Source organism: Novosphingobium sp. NPDC080210 (genome assembly GCF_050281025.1).
Taxonomy (GTDB): domain Bacteria; phylum Pseudomonadota; class Alphaproteobacteria; order Sphingomonadales; family Sphingomonadaceae; genus Novosphingobium.
In genome coordinates this window covers 113,464-131,116 of the sequence record NZ_JBNNWL010000005.1, presented here as the reverse complement: position 1 = coordinate 131,116, position 17,653 = coordinate 113,464, and the positions used below count along the sequence as shown (strand labels likewise).

The following is a 17,653-nucleotide window of genomic DNA, read 5'->3' as shown; positions in this document are numbered from 1 at the left end:
CCTTTGAACGCCTGCCGTTCCAAAACCCCGCTCAGGCTGAGCCTGTCGAAGCCGGGTTGGCCAAAGACACCCTTCGACAAGCTCAGGGTGAGCGGGTTTGGATTTGGGCAGGTCGTCTCAGGCCCTCCTCACTACCAACGGCAGTGGTAATCATCCCATGATCTCGCGCAAAGGCGCAAGGGACGCAAAGACCTTGGTTACAACGCAACCCCTTCGCGCCCTTTGCGCCTTTGCGCGAACCCTTTGAACGCCTGCCGTTCCAAAACCCCGCTCAGGCTGAGCCTGTCGAAGCCGGGTTGGCCAAAGACACCCTTCGACAAGCTCAGGGTGAGCGGGGTTGGATTCGGGCGGGTCTGAATCGCCCCACTCAGGCTGAGCCCGTTGAGCCCCCGGCCACCCGCTCCAGCAGCCGGTCGATCGCCGCGACTGCCTTAGGTTCGTCCAGCATCGGCGCATGGCCGACGCGCGGCACGGTAACCGACTGGCAATCGGACAGCTTAGCGGCCATTTTCTTGAGCGACGGCGCGGTCAGGATGTCGGACAGGGCGCCGCGCAGCAGCAGGACCGGGCGGCCATCCAGCGCCTGGAACGCGGGCCACAGGTCCACCGCCTGCCCCTGCGGTACGGGCTGGGATAGCGGCTCGCCGATCTTCATGTCATAGTCGAACACGATGCGCCCGTTGCCGCCCACGGTCATGCAGCGCTTGGCCATGGCGAGCCAGTCTTTCAGGTCATAGTCCGGGAACACCGCGCCCTGCGCTTCTTCCAGCGAGCGCGCGGCGTGCATCCAGGTGGGGAAACTGCGCCCCTGCCCGACATAGCCGCGAATCCGCTCCAGCCCCTCGCTCGACAGTTCCGGGCCGACGTCGTTCAGCAGCACCCCGGCGAACAGGCCGGGATTGCCCAGGGCCATGATCATGGTGATCAGCCCGCCCAGCGAGGTGCCGAACGAAACGCAGCGCGTGATCCCTTCCTGCTCCAGCAGCAGGGCGATGTCATCGGCATATTGCAGCGGGTTGTAAGTGGCCGAATCCTTGGCATAGGCGCTATCCCCGCGCCCGCGCAGATCGGGGCAGATCACCCGCCACTCGCCCGCCAGCCGCTCTGCCACATGGCTGAAATCGCGGCCATTGCGGGTCAGGCCGGGCAGGCACAGCACAGGGGGCCGGTCGCTGCGGCCCGCGTAATCCCGGAAGTGAAGCTTCAAACCATCCCGGCTGGTCCAGAAGCGGTCAGCATAGCCTGCTTCGGCGGAATTGGCGGGAGCGGCGGGCATAGTGGCGTTCGGCACGGTCATTGCCCGCGGCTTATCGCCCGCCGCCCGGCGCAGCGCAAGGCGCAAGCAAATCGTCCTGCCCATTAAAATCCGCCGTTGCTGGCCGTTCCAAAGCAGATGCTTTCCATGTCGCGCCGCACCAGCTAAAGCCAACCGTTATTTCCATGGTTTTCAGCCATGAAAAAGGGATCGATCCAAGTTGAGCAAGGCTGAACTGATTTCCTGGGAGCCGGCGACCGGCGCGGAACTGTGGCGCGGGCGGCATGGCGACGTGGACGACATTGTCGACCGCGCCCGCCGGGCCTGGCCAGCCTGGGCCGCCCAGCCGCTCGCCAACCGCATGGAACTGGTCCGCCGCTTTGCCAACGAAGTGCGCAAGGAAAGCGAGAACCTGGCTACCCTGATCGCGCGCGAAACCGGCAAGCCGCTGTGGGAAGCGCGGACCGAGGTGGAAAGCGTCGTCAACAAGGTCGAAATCTCGATCCGCGCCTATGCCGAGCGGACTTCGCAGCGGCGGCTGGACAATGCCTTGCAGGGAACCGCCGCGCTGCGCCACAAGCCGCATGGCGTGATGGCGGTGCTGGGGCCCTACAATTTCCCCGCGCACCTGCCCAACGGGCACATCGTTCCGGCGCTGATCGCGGGCAACGCGATTGTCTTCAAACCTTCGGAAAAGACCCCGGCCACGGCGGAACTGCTGGTCCGCTGCTTTCACCAGGCGGGCATTCCCGCCCCGGTGGTGCAATTGCTGATCGGCGGGCCGGACGAAGGCCGCGCGCTCGTATCGCATGACGGTATCGACGGGGTGCTGTTCACCGGTTCGGCCCATACCGGCATTGCCATCAACCGCACCCTGGCCGCGCGGCCCGACAAGATCGTCGCGCTGGAAATGGGCGGCAACAATCCGCTGGTCGTGTGGGACACGCCGCTGATTGCCGATGCCGCGGCGCTGATCGTCCAGTCCGCCTTTACCAGCGCCGGACAGCGCTGCACCGCCGCGCGCCGCCTGATCGTGCGCGACACCATGGCTGAGCCGATCATTGCCGAGGTCAAACGGCTGGCCGACCGGATCATCTATGGCGCTCCGTTTGACGATCCGGCCCCGTTCATGGGCCCGGTGATCGATAATCTGGCCGCCGACAGCCTGACCGAAAGCTTCCTTTACCTGCTCAGCCACGGTGGCCGCGTGATCAAGCACCTGATCCGCCCGAACGAGGAGCTGCCGTTCCTCTCGCCAGCGATCATCGACGTGACCGACGTGGCCGAACGTCCCGACATCGAACTGTTCGGCCCCTTGCTCCAGATCGTCCGGGTCAGCGATTTCGACGAGGCCATTGCCGAGGCGAACAACACCCGCTTTGGCCTGTCCGCCTCGCTGGTCGGCGGCAGTCCGGCGGATTACAACCGCTTCTGGGCCAATGTCCGCGCCGGGGTGATCAACTGGAACCGGCCAACCAACGGAGCCAGCTCGTCCGCGCCGTTCGGCGGGGTCGGCCTGTCCGGCAACCACCGGCCCAGCGCCTATTACGCGGCGGACTATTGCGCCTATCCGGTCGCATCGAACGAGATGGAGCAACCGCGCGCGATGATCGGGGTCGGCCTGCGCGCTGAATAGGCGGCACAGCCCGCCGCGCTTGCCACCCGGCCCGCGCGCGGGTAGCGGCTCCAGCCATGCAACAATCCGGCACCTCCGCGCAGCAGAACGGCCTGCCCATGGCCTTCATGACCTATCTGATCTGGGGTCTGCTGCCGCTTTACCTGCGCCTGGTCCACCATGTGCCGCCGTTCGAATTCGTCGGCTGGCGCGTGGTCTTCACCGTGCCGGTCTGCCTGGTTCTGGTGCTGGCCCTGGGCCAGTGGCAAGCGCTGAAGGCGGCGCTGGCCTGGCCGGTGCTGCGCCTGCTGATGCTCAGCGCGATCCTGGTCGGGATCAACTGGATGATCTATATCCTGGCGGTGCAGACCGGGCACGTCCTGGCCACCAGCATCGGTTACTACATGAACCCGCTGGCCAATGTCCTGGCCGGAACGCTGTTCCTGGGCGAGCGGCTGTCGCGGCGGCAGTGGCTGGCCGTGGGTCTGGCCGCGCTGGGCGTATCGTTCCTTGCCTGGGGCGCGCTTGATACCCTGTGGATCAGCCTGACCCTGGCCTTGTCGTTCTGCGCCTATGGCCTGGTGCGCAAGCTGGCCCCGGTCGAATCGCTGGCCGGCCTGTCGGTGGAAACGCTGGTCCTGCTGCCCATCGCGCTGGGCATCGTCGCCTGGTACGCCGCCGCTCCGGCCGGATCGAGCATGGGCGTGGACAGCACCTCCAGCCTGCTGATCGCGTTTTCCGGGGTGATTACCGCCGTGCCGCTGCTGCTGTTCGCCTATGCCGCGCGGCGGATGGACTATTCCACGCTGGGCATGGTGCAGTTCTTTTCGCCCACGATTGCCTTTTTCCTGGGCCTGTTCGTGTTCAAGGAACCGCTCAACACCAGCCAGCTGGCCTGCTTCATGCTGATCTGGTCAGCCATCGCCGTGTTCATGTGGGACTTGTGGCTCCAACGCCGCAAGCGCCTATCCCAGGAAGCGCCAGCCTAGTTCCTCGCCCGCGTGGAACGGTACGATCGGCGTGCCATTGGCGTCGATCACCTCAGGCACCGCGCAGGGCGCCTTTTCCAGCGTCACCGTACCTTCGTTGACCGGCAGGCCATAAAAGGCCGGGCCGTGGAGCGAGGCAAAGCCCTCGAACTTGTCCAGCGCGCCTTCCTCCTCGAACACCGCAGCATAGCTTTCCAGCGCATAGGGCGCGTTGAAAATGCCCGCGCAGCCGCAGGCCGCTTCCTTCGCGCCGACCGCATGGGGCGCGGTATCGGTGCCGAGGAAGAACTTGGGCGAACCCGAAGTCGCCGCCTTGCGCAGCGCCAGGCGGTGATGTTCGCGCTTGGCGATGGGCAGGCAGTACATGTGCGGCCGGATGCCGCCCGCGAAGATCGCGTTGCGGTTGATGTGCAGGTGCTGCGGCGTGATCGTCGCGGCCACGTTGGGGCCGGATTCGGCCACGAACTGCGCGGCTTCCGCCGTGGTGATATGTTCGAACACCACCCGCAGCCCCGGCAGGTCGCGCACCAGCGGGGCGAGCACGCGGTCGATGAATACGGCCTCGCGGTCGAAGATGTCGACGTGGGCGTCGGTCACTTCGCCGTGGACCAGCAGCGGCAGGCCGACCTGCTCCATCCGTTCCAGCACCTTGCGGATATTGGCAACGTCGGTGACGCCGTGGGCCGATCCGGTCGTGGCATGGGCGGGATAGAGCTTTGCCCCGGTGAACACGCCGGTTTCCTTGCCGCGCGCCATCTCTTCCGGGTCGGTCCCGTCGGTCAGATAGGCGACCATCAGCGGGGTGAAGTCCATGCCCGCAGGCAACGCAGCCATGATCCGCTCACGATAGGCCGCCCCTGCCGCAACCGTGGTTACTGGCGGGGAGAGATTGGGCATCACGATCGCGCGGGCGAACTGGCGCGCGGTATAGGGCAGCACGCCCGCCAGAACCGCGCCATCGCGCAAGTGAACGTGCCAATCGTCGGGGCGGCGGATGGTCAGGCGATTCGCGGTGCTGGTCATGGCTTCCCCTTAAGCGGCAGGCACCCTATCTGTCACCCATGACTGCCACCCGCCTGACCAATCGCGCCGTGATCCGCCTTTCCGCCCAGGACGAAAGCGAGGACACCCGCGCTTTCCTGCAAGGCCTGGTCACCAATGACGTGACCGGCCCGCTCCCCTGCTGGGCCGCGCTGCTCAGCCCGCAAGGCAAGGTACTGTTCGACTTCATCGTCTGGGCTGACGGAGCCGACCTGCTGCTCGATTGCGAGGCGGATCAGGCCGAGGCCCTGGCCAAGCGGCTCTTGCTCTATCGCCTGCGCCGCAGAATCGCCATCGCGCCGGAGCGGGCCGTGGCGGTGCACTGGCAGCCGGGCGAAGGCCCCTCCCCCGATCCGCGCCTGGGCGCACTTGGCCAGCGCTGGCTGGCGGAGCCCGCGGGCGATGCGGCAGACGAACAGTGGCTCGCGCACCGCCTCCGCCTCGGCGTCTGTGAAGGGCAGGCGGAACTGGCCGACCTGCTCTGGCTGGAATGCAATGCAGCGGAACTGAACGGCGTATCGTTCACCAAGGGCTGCTATGTCGGCCAGGAAAACACCGCACGGATGAACTGGCGGCAAAAGGTCAACCGCCGCCTGGTGGTCGTGCCGCTGGACCAGAGCGACCCCGCCCGCCAGCGCGCCGCCTATCCGCAGCTAGGCCTGGCGGTCGATCACCGCCGGGTGGAGGACATCAAGCCGGACTGGCAGCCGGTCTGGATGGGTAGCGCGCAGTCCTAAGGTTTCGCGCAGAGAGCGCGGAGGATAGTTTCGCTGCGTCCTCTGCGAAACTCCTTCTTCCGTTCGTCCTGAGGAGGCGTTGAAGCCGCAGGCTGAAAGGCCGTCTCGAAGGACAGCCCCGCAAGCCGTGGTTCGAGACGGGCCTTCAATCTGCGATTTCAGGCCCTCCTCACCACGAACGGATTATGAAAGCGCGCCCCAAGCGCATCCGTCACCCCGTCGCAGGCCGGGGTCCAGTTGGCCCTGCGCAAGGTCGGAGTCCCGCAGGATTTCACGCAAAGACGCAAAGGCTTTGGTTACAACGCAAGCCCTTTGCGCCTTTGCGCGAGATTCTGATCCCCGCCCCTAAAAACCCCCGCTCAGGCTGAGCCTGTCGAAGCCGGATTGGCCAAAAACACCCTTCGACAAGCTCAGGGTAAGCGGGTTTGGAGTTGGGCGGGTCTAGATCGCAGCATAACCCCGCTCAGGCTGAGCCTGTCGAAGCCGGATTGGCCAAAACCGAACCAGCCTTACCTCTTCCCCGGGATCACCATCCCCGCCTGCATCGCGCCATCGACCAGCAGCCGTTCCGCCGTGTCGCGGGCAGAGGTGCGCGGCAGGCCGAGGGACTGCGCCAGGGGCCCGCCCATCAGTGCGTCGCCCAGGGCCATCAGGCACAGCGCGTGGGTGACGCCATGCATCTTGTCGCCCTCATGCTCGCCCAGATCGTCGACCAGGCCGTGGATCGCCTCAAGCAGCGGGTCGAGCGCGTCCTCGTTGCCGTTCATCAGCATCCAGGTGGCCAGCGCGCCGCCGCCTTCCTTGTCAAAGGCATCGAAGGTCAGGTCGACCACGTCGCGCGCCGTGCCTTCGCCCGCCCGGCTGGCCAGGACCGCATCCTCGATCGTCGCGCAGATGGTGATGGCCAGATGTTCGGCCAGGGCTTTCTGCAAGCCCGCGGCCGAGCCGAAGTGATGCAGCAGATTGGCATGGGTGCGCCCGATTCGCGCCGCCACGGCCTTCAGCGTTACGGCCTGCGGCCCCAGTTCGATCAACAATGCGCGCGCAGCTTCAAGCGCGACAGTGCGGCTCTCTTCCTGAGTCAGGCGCTTCCTTATTGACATCAATGTCAGTTGCCTTATCTAAGGGAGCATGAACGCTCCCACCAAGTTCCCCCTCGACGTAGAACCGGCCGCGCCCATCGGCAAGCTGGACCTTGCCTGTTCTGGCCCAACCCCCGCCGACCTGGAAATCACCGTGCGTGACCAGCGCTTTGGCCGGACGCAGAAACCGGGCCGCTGGTGGCTGGGCGGCGATCCCATCGGCACGGCCTGGCACAATGCCCTGTCCGCCACCTTCCCGCGCGGCGAGGCGATGTTCATTGAAGCGGTCAAGGCCTTCCGCGATGGCGCTCCGCCCAAGCTGGAGGCGGAAATCCGCGCCTTCGTGAAGCAGGAAATCAACCACACCCGCGAACACGTGGTCTTCAACAAGGCCGCCGTCGAAGCGGGCTATGACCTGGACCGGATCGACCGGCGGCTGGAAGAGATCATGTCGATGATCAAGGAGCGCCCGCCGATCGTGAACCTGGCGGCGACCATCGCGCTGGAACACTACACGGCGATCATGGCCCACGAATTCCTGGCCAATCCGCGCCACTTCAAGAACGCCGAGCCGGAGACCGCCGCGATGTGGCGCTGGCACGCGATGGAGGAAATCGAGCACAAGGGCGTCGCGTTCGACACCTACCTTCACGCCACGCGCGATTGGAGCAAGTGGCGGCGGTGGAAGCTGAAAAGCCTGATGATGCTGATCATCACGGTCAACTTCATCCGCAACCGCTGGAACGACACGCTCGACCTGCTGGCGCAGGATGGCCTCAAGGGCTGGAAGATCAAGGCAAAGCTGGCCTGGTACCTGTTCGGCACGCCGGGCGTGCTGCGCAAGATCGTGCCGACCTGGTTCGCCTATTTCATGCCGGGGTTCCACCCGTGGAACCACGACGACCGCGCCCTGATCGGCAAGGCGGAAAGCGAGTTTCCCGACGCGCGGCTGGCAAGCGCTACTGCCTGAGGCAGTTCAACGTCAGTGCCGGTGCAGCGAGCAATCCAGGGGAGTAAGCCACCCTGGATTGCTTTGCCGTGCTTGAAATTGAGGAAATTCCGTTACGCCGCGCGCATGGCGGCTACATCGTCGTCGCAGTCGCAATCGCTGGGGCAGCCCAGGTCGATGCGGTGCTCAACCGACTGCGCCTCGTAACCGCGCGCCAGGCTGAAGCGCTGGCGCAGCCGTCCGGTCGGGGTGAAGCCCACCTTTCGCAGGACCGAAGCTGACGCGAGGTTATCGATGAAGTGACCGGCCAGGATCTCGCGGTGGCCCAGCACCCTGGCCAGGCGCAGCACGGCGCGCGCCGCTTCGGTGGCATAGCCCTGCCCCCAATGCTCGCGCGTGATCCAATAGCCCAGCTCCACCTGCCCCTCGATCCGCGCCAGACCGATGCAACCCAGGATTTCGGCCGGCTTGGCGCTGGTCGGCAGGGTGATCAGGAAATGCGGACAGCGCGGATCCTGCGGCTGGCTGGCGAACTGGCGGGCGTCCTCCGCCGTATAGGGCCACGGCACCTGCGCCAGGTTGCGCGCAACCAATTCGTCATCGATCCGGCCCAGCAATTCCTGCCAGTCTTCTGGCCAGCCGGGCCGCAAGAACAGCCTTTCGCTGCGAATGAACATATCTCGTACTCCGTCATTCGCCCCACGCCCGCTGCCTAGCCGAGCCGTGTGACATTGCCATTACGTCCCGCGTCCAATCGCCCGATGAATGGGCCGACTGGTGCGCGAAGTGACTGAGGGAGACACGAAAAAAGGGAGATGGGCTGGCCCCTCTCCCTCGTTCTGCCGGTTTCGTGACGCCGGCGGGGCCATCCATCGAGGATGGCCCTGATACGACCATCCGATTATTCGGCGGCTTGTGCCATGTCTACGGACACGTACTTACGGCCAAGCTTGCCATCGTGGAATCGCACGCGGCCAGCGGTCAGCGCGAACAGGGTGTGATCCTTGCCCAGGCCGACGTTGGCGCCCGGGTACACCTTGGTCCCGCGCTGACGGATGATGATGTTGCCGCCGACGACTTCCTGGCCGCCGAACTTCTTCACGCCAAGGCGACGACCGACCGAATCGCGACCGTTACGCGAGGAGCCGCCTGCTTTCTTGTGTGCCATGTCGAACTACTCCAGAATCTTATTCGGCGTCAGCGGCCTTGGCCTTCTTGGCCGGGGCCTTCTTTGCGGGTTCCGCGGCGGCGGCTTCTTCAGCCTTGGGCGCAGCTTCCTTCTTGGGAGCGGCCTTCTTGCCTTCGGCACCAACGGCGACGATGCGCAGCAGGGTCATCTGCTGGCGGTGGCCGTTCTTGCGACGATAGTTGTGGCGGCGACGCTTCTTGAAAACGATCACCTTTTCCGACTTCGCCTGCGCGATGATTTCGGCCGAAACGACGACGCCCTTGGCATCCTTCACTTCGCCGCCGTCACCAGCCAGCAGTACGTCACCCAGGGTGATGGTTTCACCGGCTTCACCAGCCAGCTTTTCAACCGCGATCTTGTCTCCGGCGGCAACCCGGTATTGTTTGCCGCCCGTGCGCACAACTGCGAACATGGTGCCCTTATCCGTTCATTTCAACAAACCACCCGGAGATTCGGGCAGCGCATTGGCCCCTGACTGACGTCGGGGGTTCCAAAGAAGGGCTGCCCCTAGCCAAAGGTCCCCCCACTGTCAACGCAAGAAGAGTCTGTCTGGCGTGCTTTTCCAACCGTGCTAAGGATCGCGGACCATGCTTTGCCGGATTACCCCGCTTCTGATTGCCTCGGCAAGTCTTGCCCTGGGCGCCTGCTCCACCAACGAAGGCGCTTACCCCTCGCTGACCAAGCGTCCTGCCGAGCGGATTACCGCCACCTGGCCGCCCGCCCCGCCTCCGCCCCCACCCGCGCCGCCGCCGCTCGATGCGGCGACTGTCAGCCGCCTGGACGGGCTTCTGGCGCAGGTCACGGCGGCAGATAGCAGGTTCCAGGGCAAGCAGGCACGCGTCCGCTCGACCGTCGCCGCAGCGCGCGGTGCCGCCATGGGGAGCGAAGCCTGGTCCGTCGCCTCGGTCGCCGTCGCCGAACTGGAATCGGCCCGGGCCGAAGCCATGGTGGCCATGGCGCAGCTCGATTCGATCTACGCCGACGCCCGCACCGAGGGCCGCGATGTGGGCGAAATCGAAGCCACCCGGGGCAAGGCGCTGGCGATCATCGCCGGGCAGGACCGGGTGCTCGATTCGCTGAAGGGTTTGCTGGAGCGCTAGAGGCCCGTTTTTGGGAAACCCGGCTTCGACAAGCTCAGCCTGAGCGGGTTTTTTCGAAAAGACGTCGCGTTTCCGCTCACCGTGAGCCTGTCGAAGGGTGCCGCGCCATCACGCGGACTCAGCGCACTTGCGGGTTCACCCCCGCCCCGACGCTGTCCAGCGGCAGGTATTGCCCCGTCACGCCATCCGCTGCCGCCAGATAGGCCAGAGCCGCCGCGATTCCCGCCTCGTCGTCGCTGGCCACCGCATTGATCCGCACGGGTGCGTGTTCGCGGGCAAGGGATTGAACAGCGCTGAGGCGCCAGGCGCTATGCTCGTGCCCCGCGGGCGGGAATACCAGCGTCAGCCCCTCGCCCGAGGCCAGCAACCTCGCCGCCGGTTCCAGCCATGCGGCATAGAACGCAGCCGCCGCCGCGCTGGGCACTGGCGGCAGGCCGGTGATGTCCAGGCGCTGCATCAGCGGCGGACCCGCGTCAGGGTCATGCCGATCTGCTCGCCGTTTTCGCTGATCGCCAGCTTCACGATCTTGACCGTCACCGCCAGCACCCGCTCGTCCTGGACGAACAGGGTGTCGCAGATATGGTCGGCCACGGCCTCGATCAGCTTGAAATGAACCCCCTGCGGCAGGGCTTCGGACGCCGCGAACTTCAGGTCCATGTAGTTCTTGCTGGCCTCCAGCGGCGTATCCGGCTCATAGCGCGGCGCAGGCTTGAGATGCGCGGTGACCGTGAAGCGCAGGGGCTGCGGGCGGCCCGTTTCTTCAGAATAGATGCCGGTGAGCACGTCATGCTCGAACTCGGCGACTTCCAGAATCAGGCTGTCGGTAATCTCCATGCCCTCAACCCCTTCAATCGTTGGTCCAGCGCGCAAAGATCGCGGTTGGCAGCAGGCGCCCGCCCTCGCCATCCTCGCGCACGGCCAGGTCGCCGTGTTCGATCCGTCCGGGCAGATCGGCGAAAACCTCGTCCAGCAGCCCGGCAATAGCCAGCGAGCTCATCCGCACGGCATAGACGGTGAGGAACAGGAAGCGGCTGTCAGCATCGAGCAACTGGCGGCAATCGGCGACGAGTCCCGGCAGATGTTCCTCCAGCCGCCAGACTTCGCCTTCCGGCCCCCGTCCGAACTTGGGCGGATCGAGGATGATCCCGTCATAGCGCCGCCCGCGCCGCACTTCGCGCGCGGCGAACTTGGCTGCATCGTCGATGATCCAGCGCACCGGGCGCTGCTCCATGCCCGAAAGCGCCGCATTGGCGCGGGCCTGGGCGACCGACTTCTTGCTGGCGTCGACATGGGTGACCGGGCCATATTCGGACAGCGCCAGCGTGCCGACGCCGGTATAGCCGAACAGGTTCATCGTCTGGGCATCGCTGCGTCCGCGCAGCTGCTCGCCCATCCAGTCCCACACCGGGGCCATGTCCGGGAAAAAGCCCAGGTGGCGGAACGGCGTGCATTGCGCAGTAAAGCGGACCTGGTTCCAGCCCAGCGGCCAGCCATCGCGCGGGACGGCCCCGGCATATTGCCAGCGCCCGCCGCCATCCTCGTCCGAGCCGGGGACGAATTCGCCGTTCGCGGCCCAGTCCGTCAGGCGCGGCGTCCACATCGCCTGCGGCTCCGGACGGATGAAGCGATAGTCGCCATACCGTTCGAGCTTGCGGCCGTGGCCCGAATCGACAAGCCCATAGTCATCCCAGCCGGTCCCGGCGAGGACGAGCGGCTGAGTCTGAAGCTGTGCCATCTACCCCCGCGCCACCGCGTGGCTGGCGACATAGTCGGCAATCGCGTCGTAATCGCCGGGCAGTTCGACCATGCGCTCCTCGCGCTCGAACAGGTCGCCGATCCGGGCGGGAAGTTCCGGGCGCTGGCCCGTGGCGCGCTCTACCGCATCGCGGAACTTGGCCGGGTGCGCGGTCGCCAGGGTGACGACGGGAACATCTGCCGGAAGGCCCGCGGTGCGCGCGGCGTGAAGGCCGATCGCGGTATGGGGATCGAGCAGCTCGCCGCAATTCTCATGCGCCCAGCGGATCGCCTGGGCCATTTCGTCCGCATTGGCGCGGGCCGAAGTGAACAGCCGGGCCGCCCCTTCGCGCTGGGCATTGGTCAGCTGCATCGCGCGGGTCGATTCGAACCCGGCCATCTGCTCGGCCAGCGCCTTGCCGTCGCGCCCGTTCAGGTCGAACAGCAAGCGTTCGAAATTGGACGAGACCTGGATGTCCATCGACGGCGCGGCCGTGGGCGTGACCGTTCCGGCGGAATAGTCTCCGCTGCTCAGCGCGCGGTGCAGGATGTCGTTCACATTGGTCGCCACGATCAGCCGCGCGACCGGCAGGCCCATCTGCGCCGCGACATAGCCCGCGAACACGTCACCGAAATTGCCGGTCGGGACGGCGAAAGCGACTTCGCGGTGCGGCGCGCCCAGCTGCAGTCCGGCAGCGAAGTAATAGACCACCTGGGCCATCAGCCGCGCCCAGTTGATCGAATTGACCGCGCCGATGCTGAAGCGCGAGGTCATCGCCGCGTCGTTGAACATGCGCTTCACCATCGCCTGGGCATCGTCGAACGTGCCCTCGATGGCGATGTTGTGGACGTTGGGCGCCAGCACCGTGGTCATCTGGCGGCGCTGCACGTCGCTGACCCGGCCCTTGGGATGCAGCATGAAGATATCGACGCGCGACCGGCCTGCCACCGCGTCGATCGCGGCGGAACCGGTATCGCCGGAGGTGGCCCCAACGATGGTCAGCGGATCGCCGCCACGGCCCAGGAATTCCTCGAACAGCAGGCCCAGCAATTGCAGCGCCACGTCCTTGAATGCCAGGGTCGGACCGTGGAACAGTTCCAGCAGCCACTGCTGCTCGTCCAGCTGCTTCAGCGGCGTCACGGCCTTGTGCGCAAAGCGGCCATAAGCCTGGGTCGTCAGTTCGAGCAGGCGTTCATAGGTCAGCGAAGTGCCGACGAACGGGTGCATGATCCGCGCCGCGAGTTCGGCATAAGGCAGGCCCGCCATGGCCGCGATTTCGTCCTTGCTGAAGCGCGGCCATTCACGCGGTACATAGAGCCCACCGTCGCTGGCCAGCCCGGCCAGCGTCGCGCCTTCGAAATCGAGCGCCGGAGCGCTGCCACGGGTCGAGACATATTCCATCGTCGCGCCGTTAGCCCCCAAGGCCGCAACTGGCAAGAACTGCCGCTGGTTCGGCGGTGCGGAGAAGGTCGCGTGGGGCGCCCCGGCTTCGACAGGCTCAGCCTGAGCGGGGTTCGGCACCGCACCCACACCCCCGCTCAGGCTGAGCCTGTCGAAGGGTGGGGCTTGGGTGACGCGGCCCGGCTTTGACAAGCGCTGCCTGAGCGGTATGTTTGCCCCCAGCCGTCACCCCGGCGCAGGCCGGGGCCCAGTGGACCTTGCACAAGGCTGCGAAGTTTCAAGATTTCGCGCAGAGAACGCAAAGGACGCAGAGGCGCGAAGAGGTTGCGCCTCGTTCGCGTCTGTCTCCCGTCAAACGCTAGCTGTAAAAGGACCAGCCTGCGGCACCAAAGCCCCTCCGCGCCTTCCTTTTCTTCTCTGCGCCTTTGCGTGAACCAATCCACGGCTTCGACAGGTTCAGCCAATGGAGAGGTTCGGCACCGCACTCACCTCCTCGCTCACCCTGAGCTTGTCGAAGGGTGTTTTGCCAAGCCCGGCTTCGACAGGCTCAGCCTGAGCGGGGTTACCTCAAAACCGTCACCCCGGCGCAGGCCGGGGCCCAGCGGGCCTTGCACAAGGCTGCGAGGTTTCAAGGCTTCGCGCAGAGAACGCAAAGGACGCAGAGGCGCGAAGAGGTTGCCCTTAAAGTTGTTCAGCCGTTCGCCCTGAGGAGGCGCTGAAGCCGCAGGCTGAAGCGCCGTCTCGAAGGACTGCCGGACACGCTGTGGTTCGAGACGGACCCTCAATCTGCGATTTCGGCTCCTCCTCACCACGAACGGCTTTTGTAGATTGCACTCCCTCCCCGAAGCAATCCAGGGCGCCGCAGCGCCCAGAACCAACGCCTGCGACCAGCGCTAGGCTTTCAACCGCTTCCGCAGGGCCAGACCGTAGATGACCAGCGCGGTCAGGGCGAAGAGGAACCATTGCACCGCATAGGACCAATGGTTGTTGGGCAAGTCGTTCGGATCGGGGCGGGCATTGGCGATGAGGCCAGCCAGCGGCGGATCGGCCACGACCTTGTATCCCAGCAGGCCGCCGGGCACGTAGACCCCGGTTACAGCACCGCCGTTCCAGGCGGGCGATGCGGGGTTGTTGCTCCACCCTGCCTCTACCTCGACCGCGTGGGGCTTTGCCGGTGAACCATCGCTCCATTCGCAGCGGGCGACCTGGGTGATGCCGTCGCGGTTATCGGCGCTGCGTCCGGCAGTCGTACGCCACGACGCAACCTTGGGGCAGGCAAAGCTGACGCGGCGATAGAGCAGCGCCTCGTCAAGGCCCGCAAAGGCCGGCGAATCGATCACAGCCGCTTGCCGGACAGCCGCCGTATAGCTGGCGATCTGCGCGTCCTTCTGGTGCATCCGGTCAAGCTGCCAGAAACCCAGGCGGACCATCACGGCAACGGCAAGCAGGACCAGGATCGTCGGAATTACCGGAACACGCTTCACACCAATCATCCCGCTTGTTGAATCGGCATCAGTCGCGCCGCAGATCCTGGTTCGTCACTTCGCGGGCCTTGCGCTGGTATTCGGTGAACAGCAGCGCTGCCTTGGACACCCGCAGTCCCCACAGGGTGCTGAGCGCGACGAAGGGAATCCACAGCACCGCGTGCAGCCACAGCGGCGGGTGAAAGCGCACCTCGACCCAGAAGGCCAGGCCCACGACCAGCGCGCCGATCACCATGGTCAGGAACGCGGCCGGACCGTCGCCCACGTTGAACTGGCCATAGTCCAGGTCGCAGCTTTCGCAGCGCGGGGCGAACTTCGCCGGTCCGGTGAACAGGGTCTTTTCCCCGCAGCGCGGGCACAGACCGAAAAGGGCAGCCGCGGCAATGCCGGGCTGCCCTTTCGTGTCAGGCTTGTCGCCCGTCATGGCTTAATGGACCGCATAGCCCCAGCCGCCCCAGACGTAGACGGCTACGAACAGGAACAGCCACACCACGTCGACGAAGTGCCAGTACCAGGCGGCCGCTTCGAAACCGAAGTGCTGCTTGGGCGTGAAATCACCGTTGTAGGCGCGCTTCAGGCAGACGGCGAGGAAGATCGTGCCGACCAGAACGTGGAAACCGTGGAAGCCGGTCGCCATGTAGAAGGCCGAGCTGTAGGTGTTGCCACCGAAATCGAACGGCGCGTGGGCATATTCGTACGCCTGGATCGAGCTGAACAGCACGCCCAGCAGGATCGTGGCCCACAGGCCCTTCTTCAGGCCATCGCGGTCACCATGGATCAGGCTGTGGTGCGCCCAGGTAACCGTGGTGCCCGAGCAGAGCAGGATCAGCGTGTTGAGCAGCGGCAGGTCGAACGGGTTCATCACCGCTTCGATCGCCTTGGACGGGAACTGCCCGCCGGTCACTTCCGACAAGGCGTTGGGGAACAACGAGAAGTCGAAGAAGGCCCAGAACCAGCCAACGAAGAACATCACTTCCGAAGCGATGAACGTGATCATGCCGTAACGCAGGTGCAGCTGCACCACCGGGGTGTGGTGGCCCTGCTTGGATTCGCGGACAACCTTGGTCCACCACAGGAACATCGAGGCGATGACGCCCATGAAGCCCAGCAGCAGGACGAACTTGCCATTGGCTCCGGCCCAGTCCGGGTGCATGAACATCACGCCGCCGCTGGTCATCAGCACGGCGGACATCGATGCCATGAACGGCAGGTAATCCGGATCAAGGATATGAAAATCGTGGTTCTTGCTACCGGCCATGGTGCTTTGTTTCCCTATAACGCCTTGTGCCGGGCGGCACGCCGCCCCCCTGGATTCTGATCGCCCTTATCGCGCTGCAAGCAAGCGGTCCAGCCCATTTGCGGCGACTTTAACAGCCGCGCTCTGATCGGCGGACGTGTGGAACGTGTAGCTGAGCGTGATCTGCTTGATCCCGGAGGCTTCCGGGTCCTTCAGGATTGCCGGATCGACGTAGTACTGGACCGGCATTTCCACCTTCTCACCGGGCTTCAGCGTCTGCTGGTTGAAGCAGAAGCAGTGGACCTTGTGGAAGTACTTGCCCGCCAGTTCCGGCTGGACATTGAATGATGCGACGCCCGTGATCGGCTTGTTCGACAGGTTTTCCGCCGTGTAGAAAGCCATCTTGCGGGTGCCGATGGCCATTTCCTGCGTGACCTGCGAGGGTTCGAACTTCCACGGCAGGTCCGGATCGGTGTTGCTGTCAAAACGGACCGAGATCGGCGTTGTCCCGACCTGGACGCGGGCGGCATCCGCCTCGCTGACGCGCTGGGTGGTCCCGCCAAAGCCGGTGACCTGGCAGAACAGCCGGTACAGCGGAACGGCGGCATAGCCCATGCCCAGCATGGCAAGGGCTCCGGCAGCGGCAATCAGGCCGGTCCGGCGGTTGCGGTTTTCAACAGAAGGTGCGCTGGCCATGGCTCAACCCATCTTTGCTATGGTGATGGCGAAAAACAGCACGACCAGTCCCAGCAGGACCAGGGCAAGCGCGCGATTGCGCCCGGCAATGATGCGCTTGCGCTGTTCCAGCTGTTCGGGAGAATTCGGGTCCATGCGTGTCATCCAACCAGGTAACGGTCCGCCACAAGCATGGCGAACAGGGCGAAGAGATAAAGCACCGAATAGCCGAACAGGCGTTTTTCGGGCCGCATGTCGTTATCCCCCGCCCCGCCGCGGAACACCGCGACGCGCAACGACAAGAGCAGGAACACGGCGGAAAGCAGCAGCGCGCTGGCCCCATACAGCCACCCGGCCACTTCCAGCCAGAACGGTGCCATGCTGATCGGCAGCATCAGCACCGCGTAAACCAGAATCTGCCGCCGCGTGGACTGGTGTCCGGCCACGACCGGCATCATCGGAATACCGGCCTTGGCATAGTCGGTTTCGACGAACAGGGCGAGTGCCCAAAAGTGCGGCGGCGTCCAGAAGAAGATGATCGCGAACAGCAGGATCGGCATCAGCGTGATCTCGCCCGTCGCGGCGATCCAGCCGATCATGGGCGGAAAGGCCCCTGCCCCGCCCCCGATAACGATGTTCTGCGGCGTGCGCGGCTTGAGCCAGATCGTATAGATCACCGCATAGTAGAAGATCGAAAAGGCCAGGATCAGCGCGGCGAGCCAGCCCACGGCCAGCCCCATGACCAGCACGGAGCCGACCGACAGCGCCACGCCGAAATCGCGCGCCGAAGTCCGCTCCATCCGTCCGGCGGGCAGCGGGCGCGCGGCAGTGCGCTTCATCCGAGCGTCGAGATCGGCTTCCCACCACTGGTTGAGCGCGGCCGAACCGCCCGCACCGACAGCAATGCAAAGGATCGCGACAAAGCCGATGATCGGATCGACCGCCACCGGCGCGGCAAGCATTCCGCACAGGCCGGTGAAGATCACCAGGCTCATGACCCGCGGCTTGGTCAGCGACAGGAAATCGCGCCAGTCGGCGGGCAAGGGAATCGGCTGGGCAGAGGCAGTCGTCATGGCTGTGCGCGCTATAGGCGGGTGCTGACCGGGTGAAAAGGCCTTGCGCTGATTGCGGGCGCAGTCATGCGACGTGGCGCCGTGCGGCCCG

Annotated in this window: 21 protein-coding genes; 5 read left to right on the top strand and 16 right to left on the bottom strand. The window is 65.3% G+C overall.

All coding sequences use genetic code 11. The features are described from left to right. Positions 1–367 precede the first annotated feature (367 nt). On the bottom strand, positions 368–1,297 hold the full coding sequence (locus ACQKOE_RS14205) for an alpha/beta fold hydrolase (protein WP_427513368.1): 930 nt from the start codon (positions 1,295–1,297) through the stop codon (positions 368–370). A 178-nt stretch (positions 1,298–1,475) separates the two neighbouring features. On the opposite strand from ACQKOE_RS14205, the gene astD reads away from it, so the two are divergent. Together astD and rarD are read left to right on the top strand one after the other, a co-directional pair. Next, on the top strand, positions 1,476–2,891 hold the full coding sequence (gene astD / locus ACQKOE_RS14200; RefSeq protein ID WP_427513367.1) for a succinylglutamate-semialdehyde dehydrogenase: 1,416 nt from the start codon (positions 1,476–1,478) through the stop codon (positions 2,889–2,891). Positions 2,892–2,947: 56 nt separating this feature from the next. Further along, on the top strand, positions 2,948–3,859 hold the full coding sequence (gene rarD / locus ACQKOE_RS14195) for an EamA family transporter RarD (RefSeq protein ID WP_427513366.1): 912 nt from the start codon (positions 2,948–2,950) through the stop codon (positions 3,857–3,859). Here the strand turns inward: rarD and pyrC are convergent. Further along, the gene (gene pyrC, locus ACQKOE_RS14190; protein WP_427513365.1) at positions 3,836–4,882 is read right to left on the bottom strand and encodes a dihydroorotase; all 1,047 of its coding nucleotides are present in this window, start codon (positions 4,880–4,882) and stop codon (positions 3,836–3,838) included. The genes rarD and pyrC overlap by 24 nt on opposite strands. 38 nt (positions 4,883–4,920) lie before the next feature. Between pyrC and ACQKOE_RS14185 the strand changes: the two genes are divergently transcribed. Next, positions 4,921–5,637 carry a YgfZ/GcvT domain-containing protein gene (locus ACQKOE_RS14185; RefSeq protein ID WP_427513364.1) on the top strand — a complete coding sequence of 239 codons (717 nt, stop codon included), beginning with the start codon at positions 4,921–4,923 and terminating at the stop codon, positions 5,635–5,637. Between the two features lie 509 nt (positions 5,638–6,146). On the opposite strand, the gene ACQKOE_RS14180 is transcribed toward ACQKOE_RS14185, so the two are convergent. Then, positions 6,147–6,740 (bottom strand): TetR/AcrR family transcriptional regulator, encoded by a 594-nt coding sequence (locus ACQKOE_RS14180; protein WP_427513363.1) that lies wholly within the window; start codon positions 6,738–6,740, stop codon positions 6,147–6,149. Between the two features lie 28 nt (positions 6,741–6,768). On the opposite strand from ACQKOE_RS14180, the gene ACQKOE_RS14175 reads away from it, so the two are divergent. Then, positions 6,769–7,689 (top strand): metal-dependent hydrolase, encoded by a 921-nt coding sequence (locus ACQKOE_RS14175; RefSeq protein WP_427513362.1) that lies wholly within the window; start codon positions 6,769–6,771, stop codon positions 7,687–7,689. A gap of 92 nt (positions 7,690–7,781) precedes the next feature. Here ACQKOE_RS14175 and ACQKOE_RS14170 read toward each other — a convergent pair whose 3' ends face one another. The 3 genes from ACQKOE_RS14170 to rplU form a co-directional block, all read right to left on the bottom strand. Further along, entirely contained in the window at positions 7,782–8,345 is a 564-nt protein-coding gene (locus tag ACQKOE_RS14170; RefSeq protein WP_427513361.1) for a GNAT family N-acetyltransferase, read from the bottom strand. 224 nt (positions 8,346–8,569) lie between these two features. Further along, complete coding sequence (gene rpmA / locus ACQKOE_RS14165; RefSeq protein WP_427513360.1) at positions 8,570–8,836, bottom strand: 50S ribosomal protein L27; 267 nt, start codon at positions 8,834–8,836, stop codon at positions 8,570–8,572. A 19-nt stretch (positions 8,837–8,855) separates the two neighbouring features. After that, positions 8,856–9,269, bottom strand: coding sequence for a 50S ribosomal protein L21 (gene rplU / locus ACQKOE_RS14160; RefSeq protein WP_374589975.1), 414 nt, complete (start codon positions 9,267–9,269; stop codon positions 8,856–8,858). Positions 9,270–9,444: 175 nt separating this feature from the next. On the opposite strand from rplU, the gene ACQKOE_RS14155 reads away from it, so the two are divergent. Next, positions 9,445–9,957: a hypothetical protein gene (locus ACQKOE_RS14155; protein ID WP_427513359.1), complete on the top strand. Its 513-nt coding sequence runs from the start codon at positions 9,445–9,447 to the stop codon at positions 9,955–9,957. 118 nt (positions 9,958–10,075) lie between these two features. Here the strand turns inward: ACQKOE_RS14155 and ACQKOE_RS14150 are convergent, their stop codons facing one another. The 10 genes from ACQKOE_RS14150 to ACQKOE_RS14105 all read right to left on the bottom strand — a co-directional run bounded on the left by ACQKOE_RS14150 (position 10,076) and on the right by ACQKOE_RS14105 (position 17,562). Continuing rightward, positions 10,076–10,414: a Rossmann fold domain-containing protein gene (locus ACQKOE_RS14150; protein ID WP_427513358.1), complete on the bottom strand. Its 339-nt coding sequence runs from the start codon at positions 10,412–10,414 to the stop codon at positions 10,076–10,078. Then, positions 10,414–10,785 carry a dihydroneopterin aldolase gene (locus ACQKOE_RS14145; protein WP_427513379.1) on the bottom strand — a complete coding sequence of 124 codons (372 nt, stop codon included), beginning with the start codon at positions 10,783–10,785 and terminating at the stop codon, positions 10,414–10,416. The genes ACQKOE_RS14150 and ACQKOE_RS14145 overlap by 1 nt, the downstream gene beginning before the upstream one ends. Before the next feature lie 19 nt (positions 10,786–10,804). Continuing rightward, positions 10,805–11,692 carry a class I SAM-dependent methyltransferase gene (locus ACQKOE_RS14140; protein WP_427513357.1) on the bottom strand — a complete coding sequence of 296 codons (888 nt, stop codon included), beginning with the start codon at positions 11,690–11,692 and terminating at the stop codon, positions 10,805–10,807. Further along, the gene (gene thrC, locus ACQKOE_RS14135; RefSeq protein ID WP_427513356.1) at positions 11,693–13,093 is read right to left on the bottom strand and encodes a threonine synthase; all 1,401 of its coding nucleotides are present in this window, start codon (positions 13,091–13,093) and stop codon (positions 11,693–11,695) included. It abuts the gene before it with no gap. A gap of 893 nt (positions 13,094–13,986) precedes the next feature. Continuing rightward, positions 13,987–14,577, bottom strand: a complete 591-nt coding sequence (locus tag ACQKOE_RS14130) for an SURF1 family protein (RefSeq protein WP_427513355.1) — start codon at positions 14,575–14,577, stop codon at positions 13,987–13,989. Between the two features lie 28 nt (positions 14,578–14,605). After that, on the bottom strand, positions 14,606–15,001 hold the full coding sequence (locus tag ACQKOE_RS14125) for a DUF983 domain-containing protein (protein WP_374589981.1): 396 nt from the start codon (positions 14,999–15,001) through the stop codon (positions 14,606–14,608). A 3-nt stretch (positions 15,002–15,004) separates the two neighbouring features. Next, complete coding sequence (locus tag ACQKOE_RS14120; protein WP_427513354.1) at positions 15,005–15,835, bottom strand: cytochrome c oxidase subunit 3; 831 nt, start codon at positions 15,833–15,835, stop codon at positions 15,005–15,007. 66 nt (positions 15,836–15,901) lie between these two features. Beyond that, a complete protein-coding gene (locus ACQKOE_RS14115) occupies positions 15,902–16,510 on the bottom strand; it encodes a cytochrome c oxidase assembly protein (RefSeq protein WP_427513353.1) in 609 nt (202 codons plus the stop codon). Positions 16,511–16,513: 3 nt separating this feature from the next. Further along, complete coding sequence (locus tag ACQKOE_RS14110; protein WP_427513352.1) at positions 16,514–16,654, bottom strand: hypothetical protein; 141 nt, start codon at positions 16,652–16,654, stop codon at positions 16,514–16,516. Beyond that, positions 16,651–17,562, bottom strand: coding sequence for a heme o synthase (locus tag ACQKOE_RS14105; RefSeq protein ID WP_374589985.1), 912 nt, complete (start codon positions 17,560–17,562; stop codon positions 16,651–16,653). Before ACQKOE_RS14105 ends, ACQKOE_RS14110 begins: the two co-directional genes overlap by 4 nt. Positions 17,563–17,653 lie beyond the last annotated feature (91 nt).

Bases quoted from the DNA above. Each gene is read 5' to 3' on its own strand.
- ACQKOE_RS14205 (WP_427513368.1), bottom strand. From the start codon at position 1,297: ATGACCGTGCCGAACGCCACTATGCCCGCCGCTCCCGCCAATTCCGCC.
- rarD (WP_427513366.1), top strand. From the start codon at position 2,948: ATGCAACAATCCGGCACCTCCGCGCAGCAGAACGGCCTGCCCATGGCC.
- pyrC (WP_427513365.1), bottom strand. From the start codon at position 4,882: ATGACCAGCACCGCGAATCGCCTGACCATCCGCCGCCCCGACGATTGG.
- ACQKOE_RS14185 (WP_427513364.1), top strand. From the start codon at position 4,921: ATGACTGCCACCCGCCTGACCAATCGCGCCGTGATCCGCCTTTCCGCC.
- ACQKOE_RS14180 (WP_427513363.1), bottom strand. From the start codon at position 6,740: ATGTCAATAAGGAAGCGCCTGACTCAGGAAGAGAGCCGCACTGTCGCG.
- ACQKOE_RS14175 (WP_427513362.1), top strand. From the start codon at position 6,769: ATGAACGCTCCCACCAAGTTCCCCCTCGACGTAGAACCGGCCGCGCCC.
- ACQKOE_RS14170 (WP_427513361.1), bottom strand. From the start codon at position 8,345: ATGTTCATTCGCAGCGAAAGGCTGTTCTTGCGGCCCGGCTGGCCAGAA.
- rpmA (WP_427513360.1), bottom strand. From the start codon at position 8,836: ATGGCACACAAGAAAGCAGGCGGCTCCTCGCGTAACGGTCGCGATTCG.
- rplU (WP_374589975.1), bottom strand. From the start codon at position 9,269: ATGTTCGCAGTTGTGCGCACGGGCGGCAAACAATACCGGGTTGCCGCC.
- ACQKOE_RS14155 (WP_427513359.1), top strand. From the start codon at position 9,445: ATGCTTTGCCGGATTACCCCGCTTCTGATTGCCTCGGCAAGTCTTGCC.
- ACQKOE_RS14150 (WP_427513358.1), bottom strand. From the start codon at position 10,414: ATGCAGCGCCTGGACATCACCGGCCTGCCGCCAGTGCCCAGCGCGGCG.
- ACQKOE_RS14140 (WP_427513357.1), bottom strand. From the start codon at position 11,692: ATGGCACAGCTTCAGACTCAGCCGCTCGTCCTCGCCGGGACCGGCTGG.
- thrC (WP_427513356.1), bottom strand. From the start codon at position 13,093: ATGGAATATGTCTCGACCCGTGGCAGCGCTCCGGCGCTCGATTTCGAA.
- ACQKOE_RS14125 (WP_374589981.1), bottom strand. From the start codon at position 15,001: ATGACGGGCGACAAGCCTGACACGAAAGGGCAGCCCGGCATTGCCGCG.
- ACQKOE_RS14120 (WP_427513354.1), bottom strand. From the start codon at position 15,835: ATGGCCGGTAGCAAGAACCACGATTTTCATATCCTTGATCCGGATTAC.
- ACQKOE_RS14115 (WP_427513353.1), bottom strand. From the start codon at position 16,510: ATGGCCAGCGCACCTTCTGTTGAAAACCGCAACCGCCGGACCGGCCTG.
- ACQKOE_RS14110 (WP_427513352.1), bottom strand. From the start codon at position 16,654: ATGACACGCATGGACCCGAATTCTCCCGAACAGCTGGAACAGCGCAAG.
- ACQKOE_RS14105 (WP_374589985.1), bottom strand. From the start codon at position 17,562: ATGACGACTGCCTCTGCCCAGCCGATTCCCTTGCCCGCCGACTGGCGC.